Source organism: Acinetobacter sp. ACNIH2 (genome assembly GCF_002934965.1).
Lineage (GTDB): Bacteria > Pseudomonadota > Gammaproteobacteria > Pseudomonadales > Moraxellaceae > Acinetobacter > Acinetobacter tandoii.
On sequence record NZ_CP026412.1, the window covers coordinates 1,454,785 to 1,480,672 of the forward strand.

General features: G+C 42.9%; 18 protein-coding genes, 2 tRNA genes and 2 rRNA genes. 12 read left to right on the plus strand and 10 right to left on the minus strand.

Features of this window, described 5'->3' with window-relative positions; genetic code table 11:
• Window positions 1–29: 29 nt before the first annotated feature.
• The 5 genes from mnmE to rpmH form a co-directional block, all read right to left on the minus strand.
• Window positions 30–1,385, minus strand: a complete 1,356-nt coding sequence (mnmE, locus tag C3F34_RS06805; protein ID WP_044739551.1) for a tRNA uridine-5-carboxymethylaminomethyl(34) synthesis GTPase MnmE — start codon at window positions 1,383–1,385, stop codon at window positions 30–32.
• A gap of 101 nt (window positions 1,386–1,486) precedes the next feature.
• Complete coding sequence (yidC, locus tag C3F34_RS06810) at window positions 1,487–3,241, minus strand: membrane protein insertase YidC (RefSeq protein WP_104441297.1); 1,755 nt, start codon at window positions 3,239–3,241, stop codon at window positions 1,487–1,489.
• Between the two features lie 5 nt (window positions 3,242–3,246).
• Window positions 3,247–3,567 carry a membrane protein insertion efficiency factor YidD gene (gene yidD / locus C3F34_RS06815; protein ID WP_016168948.1) on the minus strand — a complete coding sequence of 107 codons (321 nt, stop codon included), beginning with the start codon at window positions 3,565–3,567 and terminating at the stop codon, window positions 3,247–3,249.
• A 9-nt stretch (window positions 3,568–3,576) separates the two neighbouring features.
• Complete coding sequence (gene rnpA, locus C3F34_RS06820; protein ID WP_044739553.1) at window positions 3,577–3,966, minus strand: ribonuclease P protein component; 390 nt, start codon at window positions 3,964–3,966, stop codon at window positions 3,577–3,579.
• Window positions 3,967–3,996: 30 nt separating this feature from the next.
• Window positions 3,997–4,131, minus strand: a complete 135-nt coding sequence (gene rpmH, locus C3F34_RS06825) for a 50S ribosomal protein L34 (protein ID WP_000831329.1) — start codon at window positions 4,129–4,131, stop codon at window positions 3,997–3,999.
• A 650-nt stretch (window positions 4,132–4,781) separates the two neighbouring features.
• Between rpmH and dnaA the strand changes: the two genes are divergently transcribed.
• From dnaA to C3F34_RS06850, 5 genes are all read left to right on the plus strand, one after another.
• On the plus strand, window positions 4,782–6,161 hold the full coding sequence (gene dnaA, locus C3F34_RS06830) for a chromosomal replication initiator protein DnaA (protein WP_104441298.1): 1,380 nt from the start codon (window positions 4,782–4,784) through the stop codon (window positions 6,159–6,161).
• A gap of 110 nt (window positions 6,162–6,271) precedes the next feature.
• On the plus strand, window positions 6,272–7,420 hold the full coding sequence (dnaN, locus tag C3F34_RS06835; RefSeq protein ID WP_016168945.1) for a DNA polymerase III subunit beta: 1,149 nt from the start codon (window positions 6,272–6,274) through the stop codon (window positions 7,418–7,420).
• A gap of 14 nt (window positions 7,421–7,434) precedes the next feature.
• Window positions 7,435–8,517: a DNA replication/repair protein RecF gene (gene recF / locus C3F34_RS06840; RefSeq protein WP_044739555.1), complete on the plus strand. Its 1,083-nt coding sequence runs from the start codon at window positions 7,435–7,437 to the stop codon at window positions 8,515–8,517.
• 43 nt (window positions 8,518–8,560) lie between these two features.
• A complete protein-coding gene (gyrB, locus tag C3F34_RS06845; protein ID WP_044739556.1) occupies window positions 8,561–11,029 on the plus strand; it encodes a DNA topoisomerase (ATP-hydrolyzing) subunit B in 2,469 nt (822 codons plus the stop codon).
• Window positions 11,030–11,159: 130 nt separating this feature from the next.
• Complete coding sequence (locus C3F34_RS06850) at window positions 11,160–11,531, plus strand: hypothetical protein (protein WP_044739557.1); 372 nt, start codon at window positions 11,160–11,162, stop codon at window positions 11,529–11,531.
• Between the two features lie 63 nt (window positions 11,532–11,594).
• Here the strand turns inward: C3F34_RS06850 and tyrS are convergent, their stop codons facing one another.
• Window positions 11,595–12,827 (minus strand): tyrosine--tRNA ligase, encoded by a 1,233-nt coding sequence (gene tyrS, locus C3F34_RS06855; RefSeq protein ID WP_044739558.1) that lies wholly within the window; start codon window positions 12,825–12,827, stop codon window positions 11,595–11,597.
• A gap of 63 nt (window positions 12,828–12,890) precedes the next feature.
• On the opposite strand from tyrS, the gene C3F34_RS06860 reads away from it, so the two are divergent.
• On the plus strand, window positions 12,891–14,021 hold the full coding sequence (locus C3F34_RS06860; RefSeq protein ID WP_104441299.1) for an anhydro-N-acetylmuramic acid kinase: 1,131 nt from the start codon (window positions 12,891–12,893) through the stop codon (window positions 14,019–14,021).
• A 61-nt stretch (window positions 14,022–14,082) separates the two neighbouring features.
• Here C3F34_RS06860 and erpA read toward each other — a convergent pair whose 3' ends face one another.
• The 4 genes from erpA to C3F34_RS06880 form a co-directional block, all read right to left on the minus strand.
• Window positions 14,083–14,418 carry an iron-sulfur cluster insertion protein ErpA gene (gene erpA, locus C3F34_RS06865; RefSeq protein WP_016168939.1) on the minus strand — a complete coding sequence of 112 codons (336 nt, stop codon included), beginning with the start codon at window positions 14,416–14,418 and terminating at the stop codon, window positions 14,083–14,085.
• A 126-nt stretch (window positions 14,419–14,544) separates the two neighbouring features.
• Window positions 14,545–15,552, minus strand: a complete 1,008-nt coding sequence (locus tag C3F34_RS06870; protein WP_171284992.1) for a putative solute-binding protein — start codon at window positions 15,550–15,552, stop codon at window positions 14,545–14,547.
• 190 nt (window positions 15,553–15,742) lie between these two features.
• Complete coding sequence (locus C3F34_RS06875; RefSeq protein ID WP_044739561.1) at window positions 15,743–16,753, minus strand: putative solute-binding protein; 1,011 nt, start codon at window positions 16,751–16,753, stop codon at window positions 15,743–15,745.
• Window positions 16,754–16,969: 216 nt separating this feature from the next.
• Window positions 16,970–17,932, minus strand: coding sequence for a putative solute-binding protein (locus tag C3F34_RS06880; protein WP_104442303.1), 963 nt, complete (start codon window positions 17,930–17,932; stop codon window positions 16,970–16,972).
• Window positions 17,933–18,161: 229 nt separating this feature from the next.
• Between C3F34_RS06880 and C3F34_RS06885 the strand changes: the two genes are divergently transcribed.
• From C3F34_RS06885 to C3F34_RS06905, 6 genes are all read left to right on the plus strand, one after another.
• Window positions 18,162–20,093, plus strand: a complete 1,932-nt coding sequence (locus C3F34_RS06885; RefSeq protein ID WP_104441301.1) for an ATP-binding cassette domain-containing protein — start codon at window positions 18,162–18,164, stop codon at window positions 20,091–20,093.
• A 133-nt stretch (window positions 20,094–20,226) separates the two neighbouring features.
• Window positions 20,227–20,403: a hypothetical protein gene (locus C3F34_RS20260; protein ID WP_158654338.1), complete on the plus strand. Its 177-nt coding sequence runs from the start codon at window positions 20,227–20,229 to the stop codon at window positions 20,401–20,403.
• 270 nt (window positions 20,404–20,673) lie between these two features.
• Window positions 20,674–22,210 (plus strand): 16S ribosomal RNA (locus C3F34_RS06890).
• Window positions 22,211–22,271: 61 nt separating this feature from the next.
• A tRNA-Ile gene (locus C3F34_RS06895) sits at window positions 22,272–22,348 on the plus strand.
• A gap of 48 nt (window positions 22,349–22,396) precedes the next feature.
• Window positions 22,397–22,472: transfer RNA gene (locus C3F34_RS06900), tRNA-Ala, on the plus strand.
• A 395-nt stretch (window positions 22,473–22,867) separates the two neighbouring features.
• Window positions 22,868–25,759 (plus strand): 23S ribosomal RNA (locus C3F34_RS06905).
• Together the 16S and 23S rRNA genes with 2 tRNA genes alongside form the textbook arrangement of a ribosomal RNA operon.
• Window positions 25,760–25,888 lie beyond the last annotated feature (129 nt).

A 25,888-nucleotide genomic window follows, 5' to 3' on the forward strand; every position in this document is an offset into this window, starting at 1 on the left:
AGCTTATTCAACAACACTTAAGTTCTAAATTACTTTCCAATACAGAATGAGCCGAAAATTTTCCCAAGCAAGTCATCCGCACTAAATTCACCCGTAATTTCTCCCAAAGCATTTTGAGCAAGGCGTAATGACTCGGCAACCAATTCACCTGCATGAAACACCACCAACTGTTCATGTGCTTCTGCAAGATAGTGCTGAGTGCGCTTCATTGCATCTAGATGACGAGTTCGTGCAATAAAGGTGTCTTCCTCTGGCTGGAAGCCTGCATGCGCCGTAATCGCTTCTATAAGCGATTGAACACCTGTTTCCTGTTTAGCTGAAACCGTAATATGACGGAAACCGTGAAAATCGCCAATTTGAACAGTTGCACCAGTCAAATCACACTTATTCCCAATCAACATTAGACGCTTAGGCTCAAGATGGTGTTCAAAATATTCACGTGCCAATTGCAGAGGATCTTCGCCTTGACTCAAGTCATAGACCAATAACAGCAAATCAGCTTGTTCAATTTCCTTAATCGCACGGCGAATACCTTCTTTTTCCACCACATCGCCCGTTTCACGCAATCCTGCGGTATCGGTTAACGTAATCGGCAAACCATTCAAGCTAATTTTTTCATGTAATACATCACGGGTAGTGCCTGCAATATCCGTTACAATCGCACGTTCAATACCTGCTAATGCATTGAGCAAAGAAGATTTACCTGCGTTCGGTTTACCAGCAATCACCACCTGCAAACCTTCGCGCAGCAATTGCCCTTGGCGAGCAGATTGTTGTACCGCAGCCACTGAGTGCTGTACGTCTTCCAATAAAGTTAAAATCTTGCCATCCGCTAAGAAATCAATTTCTTCTTCAGGAAAGTCGATTGCGGCTTCCACATGTAGACGTAAATGAATCAACTTTTCCAGTACAGCATTCACTTTATGTGAAAAGGCGCCTTGCAAAGAACGCACAGCTGAACGTGCAGCAGCCTGCGAAGTCGCATCAATCAAATCGGCAATCGCTTCGGCTTGGACCAAATCCAGTTTGCCATTTTCAAAGGCACGCATAGAGAATTCACCTGCCTTAGCAGCAGTTGCACCTAATTCTAAGCACCGCGCGAGCAAAGCATTTTGAATCACAGGTCCACCATGTCCCTGTAACTCCACGACATCCTCACCTGTAAATGAGTTTGGATTGGGAAAACAAATTACCAAACCTTCATCCAGTACTTCATTTTCAAAATCAAGAAACTGGCGGAACCCAGCCATGCGTGCTTTTGGTAATGCATTTTGCGTCAACTGTTCTGCAATCGCATAAGCTTGCGGACCAGAAAGACGAATCACTCCCACACCACCACGACCTGGAGGAGTAGCAATCGCTGCGATAGTGGTTTGATGTTGCATACAATTCACCTGACGTTAGTCCCAATCGAACCCAAAGAAAAATCCGCCTAAGATTACCATCTTAAGCGGATTTAATCAGCTAGTTGCTGTGAGAAGCTGCGTTATGCGGCTTCTTTCGAGCTACGTGCTTTTTCTACTGACTTATTAATAAACCATTGTTGTGTAATGGTAATCGTGTTGTTCACAATCCAGTACAGAACCAAGCCTGCAGGGAAGAACAACATAAATACAGTAAACATAATTGGCATAATGCGGAACACTTTCGCCTGCATTGGATCAGCAGGTTGCGGGTTCAACATTTGCTGAATGAACATGGTCGCACCCATCAATAATGGCAGGATAAACCACGGATCCATTGCTGATAAGTCTTGAATCCAGAGCATCCAAGGTGCATGGCGCAGTTCCACACTTTCCATCAGTACCCAATACAAAGCCAAGAAGATCGGCATTTGCAATAATAACGGTAAACAACCTGAAAGTGGGTTGACTTGCTCACGCTTGTACAATGCCATCATTTCTTGAGAGAAGCGCATACGGTCTTCACCGAATTCTTCTTTCATACGCTGCATTTCTGGTGCAATTACACGCATTTTCGCCATTGAGCGATAGCTCTTAGACGACAATGGCCACAGAATGAGTTTAACCAATACAGTCAGTAAAATGATTGACCAGCCCCAGTTTCCGACCAAGTTATGGAAGAATTGTAAGCCTAGGAACAATAATTTTGCGATTGGCCATAACCAACCATAATCAACGGTCTGATTTAAACCTACAGCCAAATCTTTCAATTCAGATTGAATTTTAGGACCTGAATAGAACGTCGCGTCAACCTCTGCCACAGTACCTGCAGGTACATTGATGGTCGGTGAAGTAAAACTGAGGATATTCATATCATCACTCGATTTACGCGATTCTAATTTAGCGGTATAAGCTTGACCATTGGCCTGAGTCAACTTCAACTCGCCTGGAATCCAAGCACTGACAAAGTAATGCTGAACCATTGCAACCCAGCCGCCTTTTGCTTCAACATTTAACTTTTCATCGTTAAAGTTGGCAAATTTAAGCTTGTTGTAATGTTCTTCAGGCGTACCCCAAGCACCACCCAAGAAGGTACCCAAAGTGAAAATTCCTTGATCCGATTTTCCTGGATCTTCTGAATTATCGCGTTTGAGCTGACCAAACATCTGGCCTTGCCAGTTTTGACCGCTGCGGTTAACCACTTTGTGATTGACCACAACTGGATATTCACCTTGAGTGAAGGTAAATGTTTTAATAATTTCTACACCATCAGTCGTTTTAAAGACCATCGGAACAGAAAGTACTTTAACTGACTTGCCGTCTTTATCTTTCGCTGCTTTTGCATCAGCTAAAGTATATGCAGATTTCTCAATTTCATAGACAGGACGACCATTACGACTACTGTCAGGTCCATTTAGACCAATTAAACCAGATTGTGCAACATACGTACGTTTGGCATCGCTTTCCAGCATAACAAACGGTTCATCGCTATCTTTGTTTTTATCATGATTGAGTAATTCAACACGAACAATATCACCACCTTTTGGACTAATCCAAAGATGATAAAGGTCAGTTTGAACTGAAATAAGCTGTTGACTTGCTGCCGCAGTCGATTCTGTAGTTTGCTGAGCAGTACTATTTGCTTGTGGCACATCAGAAGCAGCCGTAGCTGTCTGTCCATTTGGCAAGTCAGCAGAGACTTCATGTGAAACGACAGCAGCTTTTTGTGGCTGTTGTTGAGTTTCATTATGACCATAGTCCTTTTGCCATGCCAAAATAAGCAAATATGCGACGACAAACATGGCTCCTAGAATTGCAATCCTGGCCCATTGTTGCATATCTATTACCCCAAAAAGTTAGAGTGATTTTGATTCCATAAACATCCACGAAAGGGTACAGCAACGAGATGCATTTGAGAATCGATTTGCTGAAATGAAATAAAACGAATTGCTTTTGCAGGAACAGGATCATAACCTGAGCCGCCCCATGGATGACATCGACAAATACGATTTGCAGCCAACCAAACACCCCGTACAGCTCCATGCGTATGGATTGCTTCCAATGAATATTGAGAACATGTAGGTATATAACGACAGCGTGGTCCCAACATAGGACTAATCGCGATCTGATAGAATCGAATGAACCAATGCAGCACACGTACCATTGGCTTTCTCTACTTCTGTGGGGAGGGAGCTATTTTTGAATGCTTTTTGGCAATGCGTTGCAGCTTTTGCCAAGCAAATTGTAATTGCTGATGCAATTCTGAATTGGCGACTGTTTCTATACCAACTTTAGGCATAACAACAATATCCAAGGCATCCAGTTGCATTTGATGCAGGCGAAAGCTTTCGCGAGCAAGTCGTTTTACTCTATTTCTTTCATGCGCACGGCGCACTTTTTTCTTGGCAACAACAATTCCCAAACGACTGTTAGGTTGCTTGGAATGTGTGGCAAGAAACAAGAAATGGGGTTGATGCACTTTAAAAAGCGCACCATCAAATACAACTTTATAATCGGCAGCACAGCGAAGACGCCGCTCTGCGCCGAAGTCATAAAGTGTCATAACACCCAAAATCGTTTAAGCATTAACAGATTAAACAGTTAAGCTGTGACGACCTTTTGCACGACGGCGAGCTAATACTTGACGACCAGCTTTAGTAGCCATACGAGCACGGAAACCATGAACGCGTTTACGCTTTAATTCAGATGGTTGGAATGTACGTTTCATATCGAAACTCCAAAAATTGATCTTTCTATAAAGGTCCGCGATTTTAGTGTTCATTGCTTGAGCTGTCAATCAAAAACGCTCATTCAGAGCAAATAAACTTATAATCAAAACAGCTTGACTACAATAACCTCAATTGTTCTATTCACGAAATTAAAAAGTATTCACACCATAATAAGTTGTTAAATAATAAAAAATAAGTTATAAACAATATTATTCACAAATTTATCCACATAACGATAGACAACTAATGGTTTAAATTTAAATTTATTCTTTTGTTTGAGTTATCCCCAACAAAAGTTGGCTTTAATAAATAAATTCAAATTTTAAAATTTAAATTTATTCTTATTAGGGAGCAGTTTTTCTGTGGAAAAGCTATTTTTAATATATAAAAACAAGACTTAACCCTGTGGATATCTGTGTTTTTAAGATTTTAATCAATTGTGGATAACTTGGTGGTTATTTTTATCCACAGCCTGCGGATGCTTTTATCCACACGAGGTTTTGAATTTAAATTTAGATTGTTTATTTCTTTTTTGAGCAAATTTTGCAGAATTCTTCATGACAGATGTGGATAACTTGGTTAGAATGGCGACCCGCTTAGGCGGACAGTGGTGTTTTTAAATTTAAAAATGGATGAATAGGGGTTTCACATGCTTTGGACAGACTGCTTAACTCGCTTGCGACAAGAGCTCTCTGGAAATGTTTTTACAATGTGGATTCGCCCTTTAGTTGCTGAAGAGTTAGAAGACACTTTGCGACTATATGCGCCTAATCCATATTGGACGCGTTATATTCAAGAACATCATTTAGAACTTATTACTATTTTGGCAGAGCAATTGTCAGAAGGACGAGTACGTCATGTGGAAATCATGGTGGATTCTCGGCCTGGTGCAATTTTATCTCCAAGTGAACAACCTGCTACAACAACAGCAGCCTTGGAAACTTCAATCCCTGTACCAGCAGTAAAGCCAAAGAAAGAAAAAGATGATTTGTCGCTAAAAAACAAAAAGCGATTGCTAAATCCCTTATTTACTTTTTCACTGTTTGTTGAAGGTCGTTCTAACCAAATGGCCGCTGAAACTTGCCGTAAAGTATTGACTCAATTGGGAGCTTCTCAGCATAACCCTTTGTTTTTATATGGCCCGACAGGTTTAGGTAAAACTCACTTAATGCAAGCGGTAGGGAATGCTTTATTGCAAGCTAAGCCAAATGCACGAGTGATGTATATGACCGCTGAAAGCTTTGTGCAGGACTTTGTTAGCTCCTTACAACAAGGCAAAGTGGAAGAATTTAAGAAAAACTGTCGTTCTTTAGACTTGCTTTTGGTGGACGATATTCACTTATTGGCTGGAAAAGAAGCCAGTTTGGTCGAGTTTTTCTATACATTTAATGCCTTGTTGGATGAATCGAAGCAAATTATCTTAACTTCAGATCGTTATCCTAAAGAATTGACGGAACTCGATGCCCGTTTAGTTTCGCGTTTTTCTTGGGGCTTGTCGGTTGGTGTAGAACCTCCAGATATTGAAACGCGAATTGAGATTTTATTGAAGAAAGCTCAGAGTAGTGGCGTAGATTTACCACGTAACTGTGCGTTATTTATTGCACAACAAGTCGTTGCGAATGTCCGTGAGTTAGAAGGTGCACTCAATAAAGTGGTCGCTATTTCACGGTTTAAAGGTACATCAATTGATCTTGATGTGGTGCGCGAGTCACTTAAAGATGTATTGGCGATTCGTGCTCGAACCATCAGTACAGAAAACATTCAACGTGTGGTGAGTGAATATTTCCGTATTCCATTGAAAGAGTTGATTGGTCCTAAACGGACGCGTATTTATGCACGCCCTCGTCAATTGGCTATGGGCTTGGCACGTGAACTGACAGGGGACAGCTTTCCTGAAATTGGTATGGCATTTGGTGGTCGTGACCACAGTACTGTCATGCATGCGTGTGAAAAAGTGCAAAGCCTCAGAGAGGATGATCCTATCTTTAATGAGGATTACAAAAACTTGCAACGCCTGCTGCAAAGCTAATCTATATTGATCAAATTCTATTCTTGCAATGCGGTATATTCTGCCGCATAGTACACTGCTAAAAACACATTTATTTATATTTCATCTTCAGTTTTTTCGAGGAATGCATCGTGCGTTTAAAAATCGCCAAAGAAAGTTTACTTAATGTTCTTTCACATGTAGTAGGAGCGGTGGAACGTCGCCACACCTTAAACATTTTATCGAATGTTAAAGTACAAGTGAGTCAAAATGCTTTGGCGATTACAGGTTCAGATTTAGAAGTTGAATTGGTTGCGAGTACCAATTTAATGGAAGGTGCGTGCTTACAAGCGGGTGAAACGACAGTACCTGCACGTAAACTGATGGATATCTGTAAATCTTTACCAAGTTCAGCCTTAATCGATATTCAAATTACCGAAGATCAGCGCTGTATTCTGAAATCGGGGAACAGCCGTTTTGTATTGGGGACTTTGCCTGCCGAAGATTACCCGTTGCTTAATACAGAAAACACACAAGGCACACAAGTTGCGGTCACTCAGCGTGAATTAAAACGTTTATTTGAAAAAACGGCCTTTGCAATGGCTGTACAGGATGTTCGTTTTTATTTAACAGGTACTTTACTAGAAATTGATGAAAATCAATTGCGTGCAGTCACAACAGATGGTCACCGTTTGGCCTTGTGTGAAACATTGGCTTCTTCAAATACGCAACAGTTGATTCAAGCGATTGTACCGCGTAAAGCCGTGGGTGAATTACAACGTTTACTGAGCATTGAAGATGAGCAATTGTCGTTATTAATTGGTCGTGAACTACTGAATGTGACCATTAATACACCAAGCCGCGATAAAGAGCAGGGAACCATTACTGTTCGTTTTACCACGAAACTGATCGATGGGAAATTTCCAGATTATCGCCGTGTCATTCCTCGTGGTGGTGATAAAAATGTATTAATTGCTCATGATGTGTTTAAGCAGTCTTTACAGCGTGTTTCGATTTTAAGTAATGAAAAACTGCGTGGCGTATTCTTGAATTTCAGTGCAGATACTTTGCAATTGCGTGCCAATAACCCTGAGCAAGATGAAGCGATTGAAGATTTGGCAATTCAGTACAACGATGCACCGTTAGAAATGTCATTTAATGCACAGTATTTACTGGATGTGCTTGGTGTCCTAGATGGTGATGATGTATCGATGACCATGAGTGAGGCCAACCAATCAGTATTGGTTCATGATCCTGCACATGCTGATCAGACCTATGTTGTTATGCCAATGCGTGTGTAATCGCTAGATTTATTATGCAGATTACGCGTTTAAACATCGAACGTGTTCGTAATTTAAAAACGGTTGCACTCTCTGAGTTGCAGCCGTTTAACGTCTTTTATGGTTCGAATGGTTCGGGAAAAACTTCAATTTTGGAGGCGATCCATTTGCTGGCGACGGGTCGTTCCTTTCGCACCCATATTCCCAAACACTATATTCTGCATGATGCTCAGAATGCTGTTGTTTTTGCTCAATCTTCCAGTGAAAAAATTGGAATGCAAAAACATATTAATGGCGAGCAGGTTATGAAAGTGAATGGAGATCATATTGCCACACAAGGGCAGTTGGCCAAACTACTGCCTTTACAGCATATCGATCCGCAAAGTACCGATATTATTGATCAGGGTGCCAAGCCAAGACGACAGTTGCTCGACTGGCTAATGTTTCACGTGGAACCAGAGTTTTATCATGCGTGGCAATATTATTCGCGCGCCTTAAAACAACGCAATAGCCTATTAAAATCGCAGCGTCATTTAAGTTTAGAAAGCTTAGAACCGTGGAATAAAATGTTGGGTGAATATGGTGAAATTTTGCATTCACAGCGGGTTGCGATTGTGGAACAGTGGAATGTATTTTTTCAGCAAGATTTACACTATCTGCTGCCTAACTTAAGTGTTGAACTGCAATATATTGCTGGCTTTCATACTGAACATGGATTGCTACATGACCTATGCATTCATCATCAAAAAGATGTTGACCGAAGATATACAGAATATGGTCCACATCGTGCCGATTTACGCCTGAAAACCCCTAACGGGGAGGCGGATATTGTTTTATCCCGCGGCCAAAAAAAGCTACTGATTATAGCGCTAAAACTCTCACAGATTGCAATGCTACATGCCTGTAATAAGGAAACTGTGGTATTATTAGATGATCTGACAGCAGAATTAGATTTAGCCGCACAACAACGTTTAATTGAGCGATTAAGCCAACTTGGTAGTCAAGTTTTTATTACCACTTTAGAGCATGAATCTGTGCAAAAACATTTACATGACTTGTCTATTTCCCACCAATTGTTCCACGTGGAAAATGGCCAAGTAGCATGTGTTGTGCAATGATTTCCCATCTTTGGATAGACCGATTTTTCACTAGGGAGTAACCATGAGTTCAGAAGACCAATCTGTCACTCAAACAGAACAAAGCAACGAAAAGGCTTATGATTCCTCTAGCATCAAAGTGTTGCGTGGTTTGGATGCCGTTCGTAAGCGCCCAGGTATGTATATTGGCGATACTGATGATGGTTCAGGTTTGCATCACATGGTGTTCGAGGTGGTGGATAACGCCATTGATGAAGCTTTAGCTGGTCATTGTGATGAAATCTTGGTGACGATTCATGAAGATGAGTCGGTCAGTGTTTCTGATAACGGTCGTGGTATTCCAACCGATATTCACCCTGAAGAAGGGGTTTCTGCCGCAGAAGTTATTTTAACGATTCTGCACGCTGGCGGTAAATTTGACGATAATAGTTATAAAGTTTCAGGTGGTTTGCACGGTGTAGGTGTTTCCGTTGTAAATGCCTTGTCGAGCAAACTCGAGTTAACCATTCATCGTGCTGGGCATATTCATCAACAAGAATATCGTCACGGTGACCCACAGTACCCGCTCAAAGTCATTGGTAATACAGAAACCACAGGTACGATTGTACGTTTCTGGCCAAGTGCAGAAACGTTTAGCCAAACGATTTTTAATGTCGATATTTTGGCGCGTCGTTTACGTGAATTGTCTTTCCTGAACGCAGGTGTGCGTATCGTTCTTCGTGATGAGCGAATTAATTTAGAACATGTATATGACTATGAAGGTGGTTTATCTGAATTTGTTAAATACATTAATCAGGGTAAAAACCATCTGAATGACATTTTCCACTTTACCACTCAAGCTGAAAATGGCATTGGCGTGGAAGTAGCGTTGCAATGGAATGATACTTATCAAGAAAATGTCCGTTGCTTCACCAACAATATTCCGCAAAAAGATGGTGGTACACACTTAGCAGGCTTCCGTGCAGCACTGACCCGTGGCTTAAACAGCTATATGGAAAATGAGAGTCTGCTGAAAAAAGAAAAAGTAGCAGTTACGGGCGATGATGCGCGTGAAGGTTTAACTGCAATTATTTCAGTGAAAGTGCCAGATCCAAAATTCTCTTCACAAACCAAAGAAAAATTGGTATCGAGTGAGGTGAAACCTGCGGTTGAGCAGGCGATGAACAAATCGTTCTCTGAGTATTTGCTTGAGAATCCTGCTGCAGCAAAATCAATTGCTGGCAAAATTATTGATGCGGCTCGTGCTCGTGATGCGGCTCGTAAAGCCCGCGAAATGACTCGTCGTAAAAGTGCCTTAGATATTGCTGGTTTGCCAGGTAAATTGGCAGACTGTCAGGAAAAAGATCCTGCAATGTCTGAATTGTATCTGGTCGAGGGTGACTCTGCGGGTGGTTCGGCGAAACAAGGGCGTAACCGTAAAATGCAGGCCATTTTACCCTTGAAAGGTAAAATCTTGAACGTAGAACGTGCACGCTTTGACAAGATGATTTCTTCTCAGGAAGTGGGGACGTTGATCACCGCTTTGGGCTGTGGTATTGGGCGTGAAGAATACAATCCTGATAAGTTACGTTATCACAAAATTATTATCATGACCGATGCCGACGTCGATGGTTCGCACATTCGTACTTTGTTGTTAACTTTCTTCTTCCGTCAAATGCCAGAATTGGTGGAACGTGGTCATATTTATATTGCCCAACCACCATTGTATAAGTTGAAAAAAGGTAAGCAAGAGCAATATATCAAAGATAATGAAGCATTGGAAACCTTCCTGATTTCAAATGCGATTGATGATTTGGCTTTGCATATTAGTGCTGAAGCGCCTGCGATTCGTGGCGAAGCTTTAGCCAATGTGATTGCGGATTATCAAACCTCGCAAAAGAGTCTACAGCGTTTAACTCAGCGTTATCCTGCAAGCTTGTTGGATGGTCTGATCTCAATGGATGCTTATAAGTTTGATCATTCACAAGATTTGGCTTATGTGCAACAGTGGGGTGAGCAATTGCGCGCTGCTGTGGAAAAAACTCAGCCGAGCTTACGTCCAGAATTGACACTTGAAGCCTTCGATAAAGAGTTGGCAGATGGTCAAAAGGCAGTAGTGTATTTCCCACGTATCACGATTTATGTGCACAACCTTCCACACAGCTATTTGCTTGATGCAGGCTTGTTGTCTTCGGGTGAATATGTCCGTTTGCTGAAAAACTCGAAGAGTTGGTTTAGCTTGCTTGAAGACGGTGCATATTTAGAGAAAGGCGAACGCAAGATTGCGGTCAACAATTTCCATCAAGTATGGCAACACATTTTACAAGACTCGCGTCGCGGCATGATGATCCAACGTTATAAAGGTTTGGGTGAAATGAACGCCGAGCAGCTCTGGGAAACCACGATGGACCCTGACAATCGTAATATGTTGCAAGTGACAATTGATGATGCGATTGAGGCTGATCGCATGTTCTCTTGTTTGATGGGGGATGATGTCGAACCACGTCGTGCCTTTATTGAAGAGAATGCTTTAAATGCCGATATTGATGCCTAACAGCATGTCACCTTGAAAGCAGCCTACGGGCTGCTTTTTTATTGCATAGACTTTGTTGGTTTTTAGTGATGGTTATTAAACTGTCGTATTGTTCTGGCATGCTGACTAAAAATAACTGAGCGGAAAGCATATGGATTTAAGTTTGGAACAGTGTCGAGATCATTGGCTGAATGCTTTTTATACGGGACAAGTACAGGAATTGATGGTATACGAGCATCCAGAATTTAAAGTGGTATATGAGGCACAAGGGAAGGTAGAAAGTAATTTGAGTCGTTATGCATGTATTGAGCATGCAGTTCAAAACGGTGTCTGGAAGCCACGTCATTTAGACATTCAAACTGAAATATTTGAGTTTAACCCGACACAAACTGAATGCCGAATTTTGCTCCATCTCGCGCAGCCTGGACAGGTCGTTCAAGAAACTTGGTCCTTTCAAGCCGATGCATGGCAAATTATTGAACTACGGTTTTGCAAAAAGAAACTGGTTGATCTAAGTGATTGAGTTGATTTAAGCATAAAAAAAAGCAGGTCGTGTGACCTGCTTTTAATTTATTGGGGATTGGTCTTAGTCAGTAAAAGTCACTTTCGCGATGGCTTTTTTACCTGCTTGAACAATCACCGTGATATTTTCTTTCACAGAGAAGCTGGCATCGACCACATTCCAATCGACTTTAACGGCTCCACGTGAAACAGCGTCTTTGGCAGCAGCCGCATTTTTGGTTAAGCCCGCAGCGCGTACAATCGAAGCAATAAACATTTCACCACCAAACTCGGCACGTGAAATCGTAATTTCAGGTGTTCCTTCTGGTAATTCACCTTCGGTAATGATGTTGCCAGCACCTTTATGCGCATTGGCAGCTGCTTCAGCACCGTGGAAACGTTCGACCAACTCAAGTGCAAGAATCTTCTTCACTTCTTGTGGGTTACGGCCATCTTCAATTTCTTTCAACAAGACTTTGATTTCTTCAAGTGATTTAAAGCTGAGCAGATCAAAATAACGTTCAATCAAAGCATCTGGCATGGAAAGTACTTTTTGATACATTGCCCCAGGCGTATCAAATACCCCAATGTAGTTGCCTAAAGATTTAGACATTTTGTTGACGCCATCTAAACCTTCAAGAATTGGCACGGTAATACATACTTGAGCTTCTTGATCATAACGACCTTGCAAAGTACGACCCATCAGCAAGTTAAAGGTTTGATCTGTCCCACCAAGTTCCACATCGGCATGTAAGGCAACAGAATCATAGCCTTGTACCAGTGGATACAAGAATTCGTGAATGGCAATCGGTTGTTGATTATTATAACGCTTAGTGAAGTCATCACGTTCTAACATACGCGCCACAGTTTGCTGTGAAGCCAACTGAATTAAATCAGCCGCAGTTTTAGTCGCAAACCATTCCGAGTTAAACACTACTTTGGTTTTGTTCGGGTCAAGAATTTTAAACACTTGTTCTTGATAAGTCTTGGCATTTTCTAAGACTTGTTCACGTGACAACGGTGGACGAGTCGCACTTTTACCTGTAGGGTCACCGATCATTGCCGTATAGTCACCAATCAAGAAAAACACTTCATGACCAAGGTCTTGGAACGTTTTTAATTTGTTGATCAGCACGGTATGACCTAAGTGTAAGTCAGGTGCAGTCGGGTCGAAGCCCGCTTTAATTTTTAAAGGACGATTCTCTTTGAGTTTCTTTAATAGATCCTCTTCAGAGATAATTTCATGAGTGCCTCGTTGAATGAGGGCAAGTTGTTCTTCAGCCGGCAGGAAATTTGACATCACAAAACCCAAACACATCAGTTATTCAATTTGTGCGATATACTAACACTTTTTCAGCACATTGCAGGCTTTAGAATAATCATGACAGCAATCTATATTGGGGTAATGACCGGCACCAGCATGGATGGGGTAGATATTGTGGCCGCTTCATTCGACCCATTGCAGTTGCATGCCACGCTTACCTTAGCGTTTGACCCCGATTTACGGAATGAACTGATGGCACTCACTTTGCCTGATGATAACGAAATAGATCGTATGGGCAAGGCTGATGTGGCTTTGGCAAAAATGATTGGTGAAGGCATCAATACGCTGATTGAACAGCATCAACTTGATCGTAGCCAAATTAAAGCGATTGGTTCGCATGGGCAGACCATTCGACATCGCCCAGAGCATGGCTTTACTTTACAGATTGGCGATCCCAACATTATTACTGAAATGACTCAAATCCCTGTGGTTTCTGATTTCCGCCGTCGAGATATGGCTGCGGGTGGGCAGGGTGCACCCTTGGTCCCTGCTTTTCATCAAGCTTTATTTCAGCATGAAAGCATTCACCGTGTGATTCTGAATTTAGGGGGCATTGCAAATGTCAGCCTTTTACCTGCGGGTGCACCAGAGCAAGTTTCGGGTTTTGATACAGGACCAGCCAATATTCTGATGGATGCATGGTGCCATCGTTATACCGGACAACCTTATGATGAAAATGGCAATTGGGCTGCCTATGGTCAGCCAATTCGCAGTCTATTAGAGCGTTTACAGGCCCATGATTTTTTTGCCAAAGAGCCGCCTAAAAGTACGGGGCGTGAAGATTTTAATCTGGATTGGCTAGATGACCAAATCATGGACTGGCGCAATGACGAGCTGGCTTATGATGAATTGGAAGATACACCTGAAAATGTCCAAGCGACTCTATTAAAACTCACCACACGTGCCATTAAGAAAGCCATTTATCGCTCAGGAATGGATACAGGCGAGGTCTATGTCTGTGGCGGTGGTGCTTATAATTCACAACTATTAGAACAATTACGTTGGCGTTTACGCAAGCACCAATGGACAGTCCAAAGTACCGCAGATTTGGGCTTAAGTCCGACTTGGGTCGAAGCCACAGCTTTTGCTTGGTTGGCGATGCGTTTTGTTGAACATTTGAGTGGTAATTTACCTGCTGTGACAGGCGCTAAAGGTTATCGTATTTTAGGTAGCATAACTGCAGTTTAAACGTCCAGAACGCATGCATAAAAAAACCTCCTGAATAGGAGGTTTTTTATCTCTAATCGATTTAAATCGAGAAAGATGATCCACAGCCACAAGTGGTGGTTGCATTCGGATTTTGTACAATAAAGCGTGAACCTTCAAGACCTTCAATATAATCGACCACTGAACCGACGAGATATTGATAGCTCAGTGAGTCAACCAGCATTTTCACATCACCATTGATAAATTCTGCATCATCTTCATTCATATTATCGGCAAAGTTAAAACCATAAGAAAAGCCAGAACAGCCCCCGCCCGTTACATAGACACGTAACATGAGATCTTGGTTGCCTTCACTATCGCGCAATTGGCGTACTTTATTTGCAGCATTGTCGGTCAACACAAGCGCTGGAGCAGTCATGATAGATTCCTCTGTTCGGTTCATGGGTCTTTTAAAAATGAAAAAGACCATATGTCTAGTATAGCATACTCAATATATGGTCAATATTCGAAGATTAAAAGTCAAAGCAGAGTAATTTTATCAAGATTATTTGTAGTTTTCATCTTGTAAGCCGCATTCAAAATTTTTGGCATCTTCTTTACAGCGGAATTGCCACAGCAGTTTCATCATGCGTTTGTCGTATACGCCTTGCTGAGTCAAATTAATTCGCGCATCGCGCATCATTTTTTGATAGCCAGGTTTGTCGGTTGCGGAAACTTCCATCCAGTATTTTGTTGGAATATCGGCTTTCATCTTGCCTAAAATGCCAAAGGCACGAGGAAGCTGTGATTTCACCCATTCACGTGATTGCTGTCCGTAGCCTTTAGGGAAACGGTCAGGGCGGATAATGATGTTGCCAGTAACTTGCAAAATTGGGTAGTTCACAATTGCCCCTTTGTTGCCTAAACCTTTGTGTAATTCGAGTGGTTTAAAGGCCGCTGCAGGGGCACCAATAATATCGACCTGACCATTATTAAATTTGCTGCCAAAATTGGTGACATCTGAACTGACGGCTTGGGCACCAACTTGTTGCACCATGATTTTTTGCGCTTGATCATAATCCAGTACGGCAATTTTTTTGCCTGCGGCTTTAGCAACAGTATTGATGTTACGATCATTGACCAACAGATAGGCATCACCCACTGGAATGACGCCTGCAACTTCATATTTGCCTTTCACCATATATTTGCTAAAAGTGGGATTGGCTAAACCTTGCATGACTTTAACTGCTAGTTTTAGATTGGGAATGGCTCCAATCGCATCCAGTGAGCCAGTAAAATCATTAAACTGACGTCCGCGCATGCCAGTCACACTAATGCCATCGCATTTCCCTGCCTTAAAATCTTCGGCAATGACCGCTTCATTTTGGGCAACTCGTAATTCAATATCTGCCCCCCAGTTTTTGGCTGCCAATTGATAATCTTTCATTAGCGCATAGACATCACCACTTTTACCGACCAAGTCAAATACGCAGACCACTTGTTTGGCTTGTACAAGGCTGGTTGCAGTACACAGCCCGAGTCCGAGCAAAAGTTGTATTGATGATCGTTTCATCATATGAATTTTCCTTATTCCGTTCTTTTTGTATTGTTGGGATGATGTTTTTCATCATTTTAAGTGGTAAAGCAATCCGTTTTCCTGAGTTCAAGATTAGCGTGTTTTTATCCTTGAACATTGGCACTTTAGACTAAAACTTAAATAAAAAAGCCTAGAATAATCTAGGCCTTAGTTGTTGATTTATAGTCTATTCACCAGCCATCGAACATTCGAAATTGGCTTTATCGACAGAGCAACGCGCTTTTTTCAAAACACTCATCATGCCTGCATCATAAATACCTTGCTTGGTGAGATCGATACGACCATCACGTAACATTTTTTGGTATTTAATTTTATCTTCAGCATTTAAATTCATGCGGTATTTGGCAGGAATACCCGCTTCAAGACGATTAATCATCGAGAAGCTTTTTGGTAAATTCTTCACAAACCAGTCTCGAGATTTTTGTCCAAAACCAGCAGGGAATTGCTCAGGACGAATCACAAAGTCGGCAGTCACTTGTAGTACTGGAAAGTTAAACATTGCGCCGTTATTGCCTAAACCCTTATAAATTTCGAGAGGTTTATATGCATAGGCTGGGGCACCCACCATGTCCACTTGACCATTATTAAATTTAGCCACGAAATTTGAAACATCTGAAATCACAGCTTGGGCACCAACACGCTGTACCATAATTTTTTGTGCTTGGTCATAGCCTAAGACTGCGAATTTTTTGCCAGCGGCCTTTTCGATGGAATTGATGTTTTTGTCACGGACGAATATAAAAGCAGAGCCAAGGGGAGCAATGCCTGCCACTTCATATTTTTTGCCACTCAATGTGGTCACCATTTTGCTGGCATTACGTTGGTCTAAGGCAAAGCTAATGGCTTTTTGCGCAATTGCATTGCTGGGTACACCACCTAGGGCATCAATTGAACCAGCAAATTTATTGTATTGACGTGCGCGCATTGCAGTCATAAAAACGCCGTCACATTTACCTGCTTTAAAATCGTTGTCTGCGACAGCTTCATCTTGTCGTGGAATGAGGTTGACTTCTGCCCCCCAGCTTTTTGCTGCTAGTGCCCATTCTTGCGCCATTTGATAAGACTCACCTGACTTACCAAGCAAATCAAATACACAGATATCGACTTTAGCTGCTTGTGTAGTCGTAGAAAGACCCACAGCAGTCAAAGCAGCTAAACTTAACATGACTTTTTTCATTGTGTTCATCCTTTTCAGATTGGTTATTGTTTTAAGTGTCCTTACACGCAAACAATATTAAGCAAGTTTTGTATTTATAAATAGAGTATTTACTCCAATTTTAAATAAAAAAATGACACGCGCTGCCAAATTGCTGTCAAATTGTCCAATCCAAAGCTGTGTTTTAAATAAAATCAGTGAATTAAAAGGATTTAGGCCTAAAAAATTATCATTAAATTATTCCCCACCAAGCGAGCATTCAAAATTGGTGCGCTCAATGGTACATCTGGCTTTTTTCAATACCGTCATCATGGTGGGGTCATAGATGCCTTGTTGGGTCAGATCCATCCGTGCATCACGTAACAGTTTTTGATATTTCTCTTTAGCATCCTTATCGAGTTCCATGCGATATTTGCTTGGAATAGTGGCTTCTACACGCTGTACCATGGCAAAACTTTTAGGCAATTGACGGACAAACCATTGACGAGATTGAGCTGCAAAACCTTCTGGAAATTGCTCTGGTCGAATAATCAGGTCTGCTGTGACATTTAATACGGGAAAATTGACCATTGCACCGTTATTGCCCAGCCCTTTATAAATCTCAAGAGGTTTAAAGGCATAAGCTGGTGCGGGTACGACATCGACTTCATTCTGATTAAATTTTTTCACAAAATTGGAAATTTCAGACATCACAGGAACAGCATTCACGCGTTTCACCATAATTTTTTGTGCCTGATCAAACTCCATCACTGCAATTTTTTTGCCATTGAGTTTTTCAACGGTATTGATGGACTTATCCCGTACAAATAAATAGGCTGGACCAATCTGACCAATCCCCGCAACTTCATAAGTCTCTTTGCCTGATTTGGTGATGAGACGCTTTTGATTGCGTTTGTCTAAAACATAAGTAATGGCTTTTTGCGCAATTGCGTTATTGGGTACCCCACCCAATGCATCAATTGAACCTGCAAATTTATTATAATTACGGGCACGCATGGAGGTCATATAAAAACCGTCACATTTTCCAGCTTTGAAGTCTTGGTCTAATTTGGCTTCATCTTTGTAAGCCGTCAGGTCGATATTGGCACCCCAGTTTTTACTGGCCAATGCCCATTCTTCAAGAAACTTATAAGATTCCCCAGATTTGGCAAGCAAATCGAAAACACAAACATTAATATTTGCATGCGCTAAATTAGGCATATTGAATAGGGTTGCTGTAGACAAGACAAAAAAGGCTTTTTTCATTATTTCACCTCATTTTTTTGATTTTGCTGGAACAAATTTATATAAGCATGTTTTTTTTGAATAAAATAGAGCTTTTACTCTATTTCCGACCGATAACATTTCGGTGTGTAGGATGTTGGTCCTTTTTCTTTTCTAGGCGACTTCCTTTAGAATAGCGCTAACTTTTTATCTGCCAGTGTGTGTAATGATCCAATTAGACCAACTTTCAATACGTCGTGGAGGACGCGTACTCTTCCAAAAAGCCTCGATGCAATTGCATCCAGGTTGGAAAATTGGTTTAACGGGCGTCAATGGTGCAGGTAAATCCACATTATTTTCTGCGCTCTTGGGGGGAATGGAATCTGATGGAGGATCTTTAACCCGTCCTGCGGTATGGACCGTGGCCCATATGGCACAAGAAATCAAAGCTTTAGATATGAAAGCTATTGATTTTGTTTTATCTGGCGATGAGGAATTTTGGGAAATTCAGCACAAACTCGATCATCCAGAAAACTTAAGTAATGATGAACTTGCTCATTTATATGGTCGCTTTGATGAAATTCATGGTTATTCAGCCGTAGCCAAAGCATCGCAACTTATGGCTGGTTTAGGTTTCTTCGAACATCAATCCCAGCTCGATGTCTCAAGTTTCTCGGGCGGTTGGCGTATGCGTCTGAACCTTGCGCGTACCCTTATGAGTCGTTCAGATTTACTGTTATTGGATGAGCCAACCAATCATTTAGACTTAGATGCAATTCTGTGGTTAGAAGATTGGTTGAAAGCTTATGAAGGAACTTTGGTTTTGATTTCGCATGACCGAGATTTCTTGGATGCCATTACCGACCATATTCTGCATATTGAAAATCAAGAGCTGACATTATATACAGGCAATTATTCGACCTTCGAACGTACCCGCAGCGAGCGTTTAGCACAACAACAACAAGCTTATGAAAAGCAACTAGAAACTCGTGCCCATTTGCAAAAATATATCGACCGCTTTAAAGCACAAGCGACCAAAGCCAAACAAGCACAAAGTCGAATTAAGCAATTAGAACGAATGCAGGAACTTTCTGCTGCACATGTGGATACGCCGTTTACCTTTAGTTTCCGTGAACCATCAAAAATGAGTTCACCTTTATTAGAACTTGAAAATGCCGATATTGGTTACGGTGAAAAACTGATTGTCACCAATGTAAATTTGCAAATTACCCCAACCAGCCGAATTGGTTTATTGGGCATGAATGGTGCTGGTAAATCAACTCTGATTAAATCGCTAGTCGGTGATCTAAAATTATTACAAGGGACGCGTAAAGACTCTGAACTATTAAATATTGGTTACTTTGCTCAGCATCAAATGGATGCTTTGGATGGGAATGCCAGCCCAATGTTGCAATTGGCACGTATCGCCGATAAAAAAATCAGTGAAGCCAGCTTACGCTCTTTCTTGGGCAGTTTTGGTTTTAGTGGTGAGCGAATGGACACACCAAGTGAAAGTTTCTCAGGGGGGGAACGAGCGCGTTTGGCTTTGGCGCTGATCGTGTGGCAACGTCCAAATGTTTTAATTCTAGATGAGCCGACCAACCATTTAGACTTAGATATGCGTCATGCACTAACTATGGCACTCCAAGATTTTGAAGGTGCCGTTGTTCTTGTTTCGCATGAACGCCAGCTCATTGCCAGCGTTTGTGACGAACTTCTATTAGTACATAAAGGAACTTGTCGTGAATTTGATGGTGATTTGACTGCTTATGCCGAATGGTTACGCCAAGCAAGGATCGACATGATGAAGACAGGGCAACAACCCTCTGCTCCAGTTCAATCCCAAGTTGAAGTAAAAGCCACTATTTCAAAATTGGACAAAGAGGCGCAACGTAAAGAAGCAGCACGGCAACGTGAACTCAGTCGACCCATTCGTAAAAATATTGAAAAATACGAATTGCAGATGGAAAAAATACAGCCGCGTCTACAAGAAATTGAAACTCTGTTGGGAGGTAGCAGTTTATATGAAGCAGAGCGTAAACAAGATTTGCTGAAATTGATGGATGAACAAAATCAGTTAAAAGCAAAGTTAGAGCAAATTGAAGAAGAGATGCTGACGTTAATGATGGAATTAGAAGCATTAGAAAGCTCGTTCTAATACGTCGAATGACAAAATAGAAAAGCACAACATAAAAGTTGTGCTTTTTTTTACATTTCACGCTGATAATAAAAGCCAAAAAACACATCAAATGAAAATAAATATGCGATTTAGGTTCGAAAACGATTAAAAAATGAATGAAAAACTACTTATTTGCATTATTTTGTGGAAAAAACCAACACATGTGCAAAATAATTTAAAAAGGGTCTTGCAACGAGTTGAGAATGCTGTAGAATGCACATCCATCGGCGGTGATGCAGATAAAAACTTGTTGATTAACAAGGATTTAGCTTGGTGGTTAAATTTTTAGATTGATTGAATGAGTTTTAAAAATATCGAAATTACCTGTTGACTTTGATTTAGATTAGAGTAACATAGCCGACCTAGCTTGATGATGACGAATCATCGAGAAGATCATTAAGAGATTATGAAGAACAACTTGTGTGGATTTTTACTGATTGATTGATCGAAATTATTTTCATTGATTGATGGTAGAAATTACTCGAAGTTTATTTGAGAAATTAATGTCAGAAAATTGATGAGCCAGATTTGGTGTTTAGAATAAAGCACTATTGATTTTAAACTGAAGAGTTTGATCATGGCTCAGATTGAACGCTGGCGGCAGGCTTAACACATGCAAGTCGAGCGGAGCGAGGGTGCTTGCACCTTAGCTTAGCGGCGGACGGGTGAGTAATGCTTAGGAATCTGCCTATTAGTGGGGGACAACATTCCGAAAGGAATGCTAATACCGCATACGCCCTACGGGGGAAAGCAGGGGATCTTCGGACCTTGCGCTAATAGATGAGCCTAAGTCGGATTAGCTAGTTGGTGGGGTAAAGGCCTACCAAGGCGACGATCTGTAGCGGGTCTGAGAGGATGATCCGCCACACTGGGACTGAGACACGGCCCAGACTCCTACGGGAGGCAGCAGTGGGGAATATTGGACAATGGGCGGAAGCCTGATCCAGCCATGCCGCGTGTGTGAAGAAGGCCTTTTGGTTGTAAAGCACTTTAAGCGAGGAGGAGGCTCTTAAGGTTAATACCCTTGATGAGTGGACGTTACTCGCAGAATAAGCACCGGCTAACTCTGTGCCAGCAGCCGCGGTAATACAGAGGGTGCGAGCGTTAATCGGATTTACTGGGCGTAAAGCGTGCGTAGGCGGCTGATTAAGTCGGATGTGAAATCCCTGAGCTTAACTTAGGAATTGCATTCGATACTGGTCAGCTAGAGTATGGGAGAGGATGGTAGAATTCCAGGTGTAGCGGTGAAATGCGTAGAGATCTGGAGGAATACCGATGGCGAAGGCAGCCATCTGGCCTAATACTGACGCTGAGGTACGAAAGCATGGGGAGCAAACAGGATTAGATACCCTGGTAGTCCATGCCGTAAACGATGTCTACTAGCCGTTGGGGCCTTTGAGGCTTTAGTGGCGCAGCTAACGCGATAAGTAGACCGCCTGGGGAGTACGGTCGCAAGACTAAAACTCAAATGAATTGACGGGGGCCCGCACAAGCGGTGGAGCATGTGGTTTAATTCGATGCAACGCGAAGAACCTTACCTGGTCTTGACATAGTAAGAACTTTCCAGAGATGGATTGGTGCCTTCGGGAACTTACATACAGGTGCTGCATGGCTGTCGTCAGCTCGTGTCGTGAGATGTTGGGTTAAGTCCCGCAACGAGCGCAACCCTTTTCCTTATTTGCCAGCACTTCGGGTGGGAACTTTAAGGATACTGCCAGTGACAAACTGGAGGAAGGCGGGGACGACGTCAAGTCATCATGGCCCTTACGACCAGGGCTACACACGTGCTACAATGGTCGGTACAAAGGGTTGCTACCTAGCGATAGGATGCTAATCTCAAAAAGCCGATCGTAGTCCGGATTGGAGTCTGCAACTCGACTCCATGAAGTCGGAATCGCTAGTAATCGCGGATCAGAATGCCGCGGTGAATACGTTCCCGGGCCTTGTACACACCGCCCGTCACACCATGGGAGTTTGTTGCACCAGAAGTAGCTAGCCTAACTGTAAAGAGGGCGGTTACCACGGTGTGGCCGATGACTGGGGTGAAGTCGTAACAAGGTAGCCGTAGGGGAACCTGCGGCTGGATCACCTCCTTAACGAAAGATTGACGATTGGTAAGAATCCACAACAAGTTGTTCTTCATGACGATGTATCTGAGGGTCTGTAGCTCAGTTGGTTAGAGCACACGCTTGATAAGCGTGGGGTCACAAGTTCAAGTCTTGTCAGACCCACCACTACTGACGAAGTACGGAAGATCAGAAACATTGACTTATTGATAAGCTGGGGACTTAGCTTAGTTGGTAGAGCGCCTGCTTTGCACGCAGGAGGTCAGGAGTTCGACTCTCCTAGTCTCCACCATCACATTGCATTGCAATGAGCTAAGAAACAAGCAAACGAAGTCTTAGATTATAGAAATTAATAAGAAGTTAGCGTAATATGCGCGTCTTGTTAACTTCTGTGATTTATCACAGTTTACTGCAAGCTGACGAGGCTGTAGTTAATCATTAACAGATTAGAAAATTGAGTCTGAAATAAATTGTTCACTCAATGACGAAGAGAGAAGAAGTAATTCTTTGATCTAAGTTGATTGAGAACTAGCAAAAACACTGAATCAAGCGTTTTGGTATATGAATTTAGATTGAAGCTGTACAGTGCTTAAGTGCACGGACAACAAACTGTAAGAGATGAATGAGCGATCATTGATCACTGTCTTATTACTACTTGTAGGTAATAACGACTGTTTGGGGTTGTATAGTCAAGTAATTAAGTGCATGTGGTGGATGCCTTGGCAGTCAGAGGCGATGAAAGACGTAATAGCCTGCGATAAGCTCCGGGGAGGCGGCAAATATCCTTTGATCCGGAGATTTCTGAATGGGGGAACCCACCTACTATAAGGTAGGTATTGCAACATGAATACATAGTGTTGCAAGGCGAACGAGGGGAAGTGAAACATCTCAGTACCCTTAGGAAAAGAAATCAATTGAGATTCCCTCAGTAGCGGCGAGCGAACGGGGAAAAGCCCATTAAGTCATGTAAGTTTTAGTGGAATGCTCTGGGAAGTGCAACCATAGTGGGTGATAGTCCTGTACACGAAAGGGCTTACATGATGATGTCGAGTAGGGCGAGGCACGTGAAACCTTGTCTGAATATGGGGGGACCATCCTCCAAGGCTAAATACTCCTGACTGACCGATAGTGAACCAGTACCGTGAGGGAAAGGCGAAAAGAACCCCTGTGAGGGGAGTGAAATAGATCCTGAAACCGCATGCATACAAGCAGTGGGAGCCGACTTGTTCGGTGACTGCGTACCTTTTGTATAATGGGTCAGCGACTTACATTCAGTAGCAAGGTTAACCGTATAGGGGAGCCGTAGAGAAATCGAGTCTTAATAGGGCGTTTAGTTGCTGGGTGTAGACCCGAAACCAGGCGATCTATCCATGAGCAGGTTGAAGGTTGGGTAACACTAACTGGAGGACCGAACCCACTGTCGTTGAAAAGCCAGGGGATGACTTGTGGATAGGGGTGAAAGGCTAATCAAGCCTGGTGATAGCTGGTTCTCCCCGAAAGCTATTTAGGTAGCGCCTCGGACGAATACCATAGGGGGTAGAGCACTGTTTCGGCTAGGGGGTCATCCCGACTTACCAAACCGATGCAAACTCCGAATACCTATGAGTACTATCCGGGAGACAGACTGCGGGTGCTAACGTCCGTAGTCAAGAGGAAAACAATCCAGACCGCCAGCTAAGGCCCCAAAATCATAGTTAAGTGGGAAACGATGTGGGAAGGCATAGACAGCTAGGAGGTTGGCTTAGAAGCAGCCACCCTTTAAAGAAAGCGTAATAGCTCACTAGTCGAGTCGGCCTGCGCGGAAGATGTAACGGGGCTAAAACTATGTGCCGAAGCTGCGGATTTGACATTAGTCAAGTGGTAGGGGAGCGTTCTGTAAGCCGATGAAGGTGTATTGAGAAGTATGCTGGAGGTATCAGAAGTGCGAATGCTGACGTGAGTAACGACAAAACGGGTGAAAAACCCGTTCGCTGAAAGACCAAGGGTTCCAGTCCAACGTTAATCGGGGCTGGGTGAGTCGACCCCTAAGGCGAGGCCGAGAGGCGTAGTCGATGGGAAATTGGTTAATATTCCAATACTTCTGTGTAATGCGATGAGAGGACGGAGAAGGTTAAGTCAGCCTGGCGTTGGTTGTCCAGGTGGAAGGTTGTAGGCATGTATCTTAGGCAAATCCGGGGTACTCTATGCTGAGAACTGATAGCAAGCTGTACTTGTACAGTGAAGTGGCTGATACCATGCTTCCAGGAAAAGTCTCTAAGCTTCAGTTACACAGGAATCGTACCCGAAACCGACACAGGTGGTCAGGTCGAGTAGACCAAAGCGCTTGAGAGAACTCTGCTGAAGGAACTAGGCAAAATGGTACCGTAACTTCGGGAGAAGGTACGCTGCTGACGGTGATGGGACTTGCTCCCTGAGCTATTGGCAGCCACAGAAACCAGGCCGCTGCAACTGTTTATTAAAAACATAGCACTCTGCAAACACGAAAGTGGACGTATAGGGTGTGATGCCTGCCCGGTGCTGGAAGGTTAATTGATGGGGTTAGCGTAAGCGAAGCTCTTGATCGAAGCCCCAGTAAACGGCGGCCGTAACTATAACGGTCCTAAGGTAGCGAAATTCCTTGTCGGGTAAGTTCCGACCTGCACGAATGGCATAATGATGGCGGCGCTGTCTCCAGCAGAGGCTCAGTGAAATCGAAATCGCTGTGAAGATGCAGTGTACCCGCGGCTAGACGGAAAGACCCCGTGAACCTTTACTGCAGCTTGACATTGAACTTTGACCTTACTTGTGTAGGATAGGTGGGAGGCTTTGAAGTTGGAACGCCAGTTCCAATGGAGCCGTCCTTGAAATACCACCCTGGTAATGTTGAGGTTCTAACTCTGTCCCGTTATCCGGGACGAGGACCATGTCTGGTGGGTAGTTTGACTGGGGCGGTCTCCTCCTAAAGAGTAACGGAGGAGTACGAAGGTGCGCTCAGCGTGGTCGGAAATCACGCGTAGAGTATAAAGGCAAAAGCGCGCTTAACTGCGAGACCCACAAGTCGAGCAGGTACGAAAGTAGGTCTTAGTGATCCGGTGGTTCTGTATGGAAGGGCCATCGCTCAACGGATAAAAGGTACTCTGGGGATAACAGGCTGATACCGCCCAAGAGTTCATATCGACGGCGGTGTTTGGCACCTCGATGTCGGCTCATCTCATCCTGGGGCTGAAGCAGGTCCCAAGGGTATGGCTGTTCGCCATTTAAAGAGGTACGCGAGCTGGGTTTAGAACGTCGTGAGACAGTTCGGTCCCTATCTACCGTGGGCGCTGGAAATTTGAGAGGATCTGCTCCTAGTACGAGAGGACCAGAGTGGACGAACCTCTGGTGTACCGGTTGTGACGCCAGTCGCATCGCCGGGTAGCTATGTTCGGAAGGGATAACCGCTGAAAGCATCTAAGCGGGAAGCCTACCTCAAGATAAGATTTCCCTAGGACTTTATGTCCTCTAAAGAGCCGTTGAAGACTACGACGTTGATAGGTTGGATGTGGAAGCATAGTGATATGTGAAGCTGACCAATACTAATTGCTCGTGAGGCTTGACTATACAACACCCAAGCAGTTGTATTTAAAGCTTATAATCGATTCATAAAAGATCAGTTAACCCTGATCTGAAACAAAAAACTTGATTTAGTGAAAGCTAGAACATAAAATTCGACTCAGTTAACTAATCCGT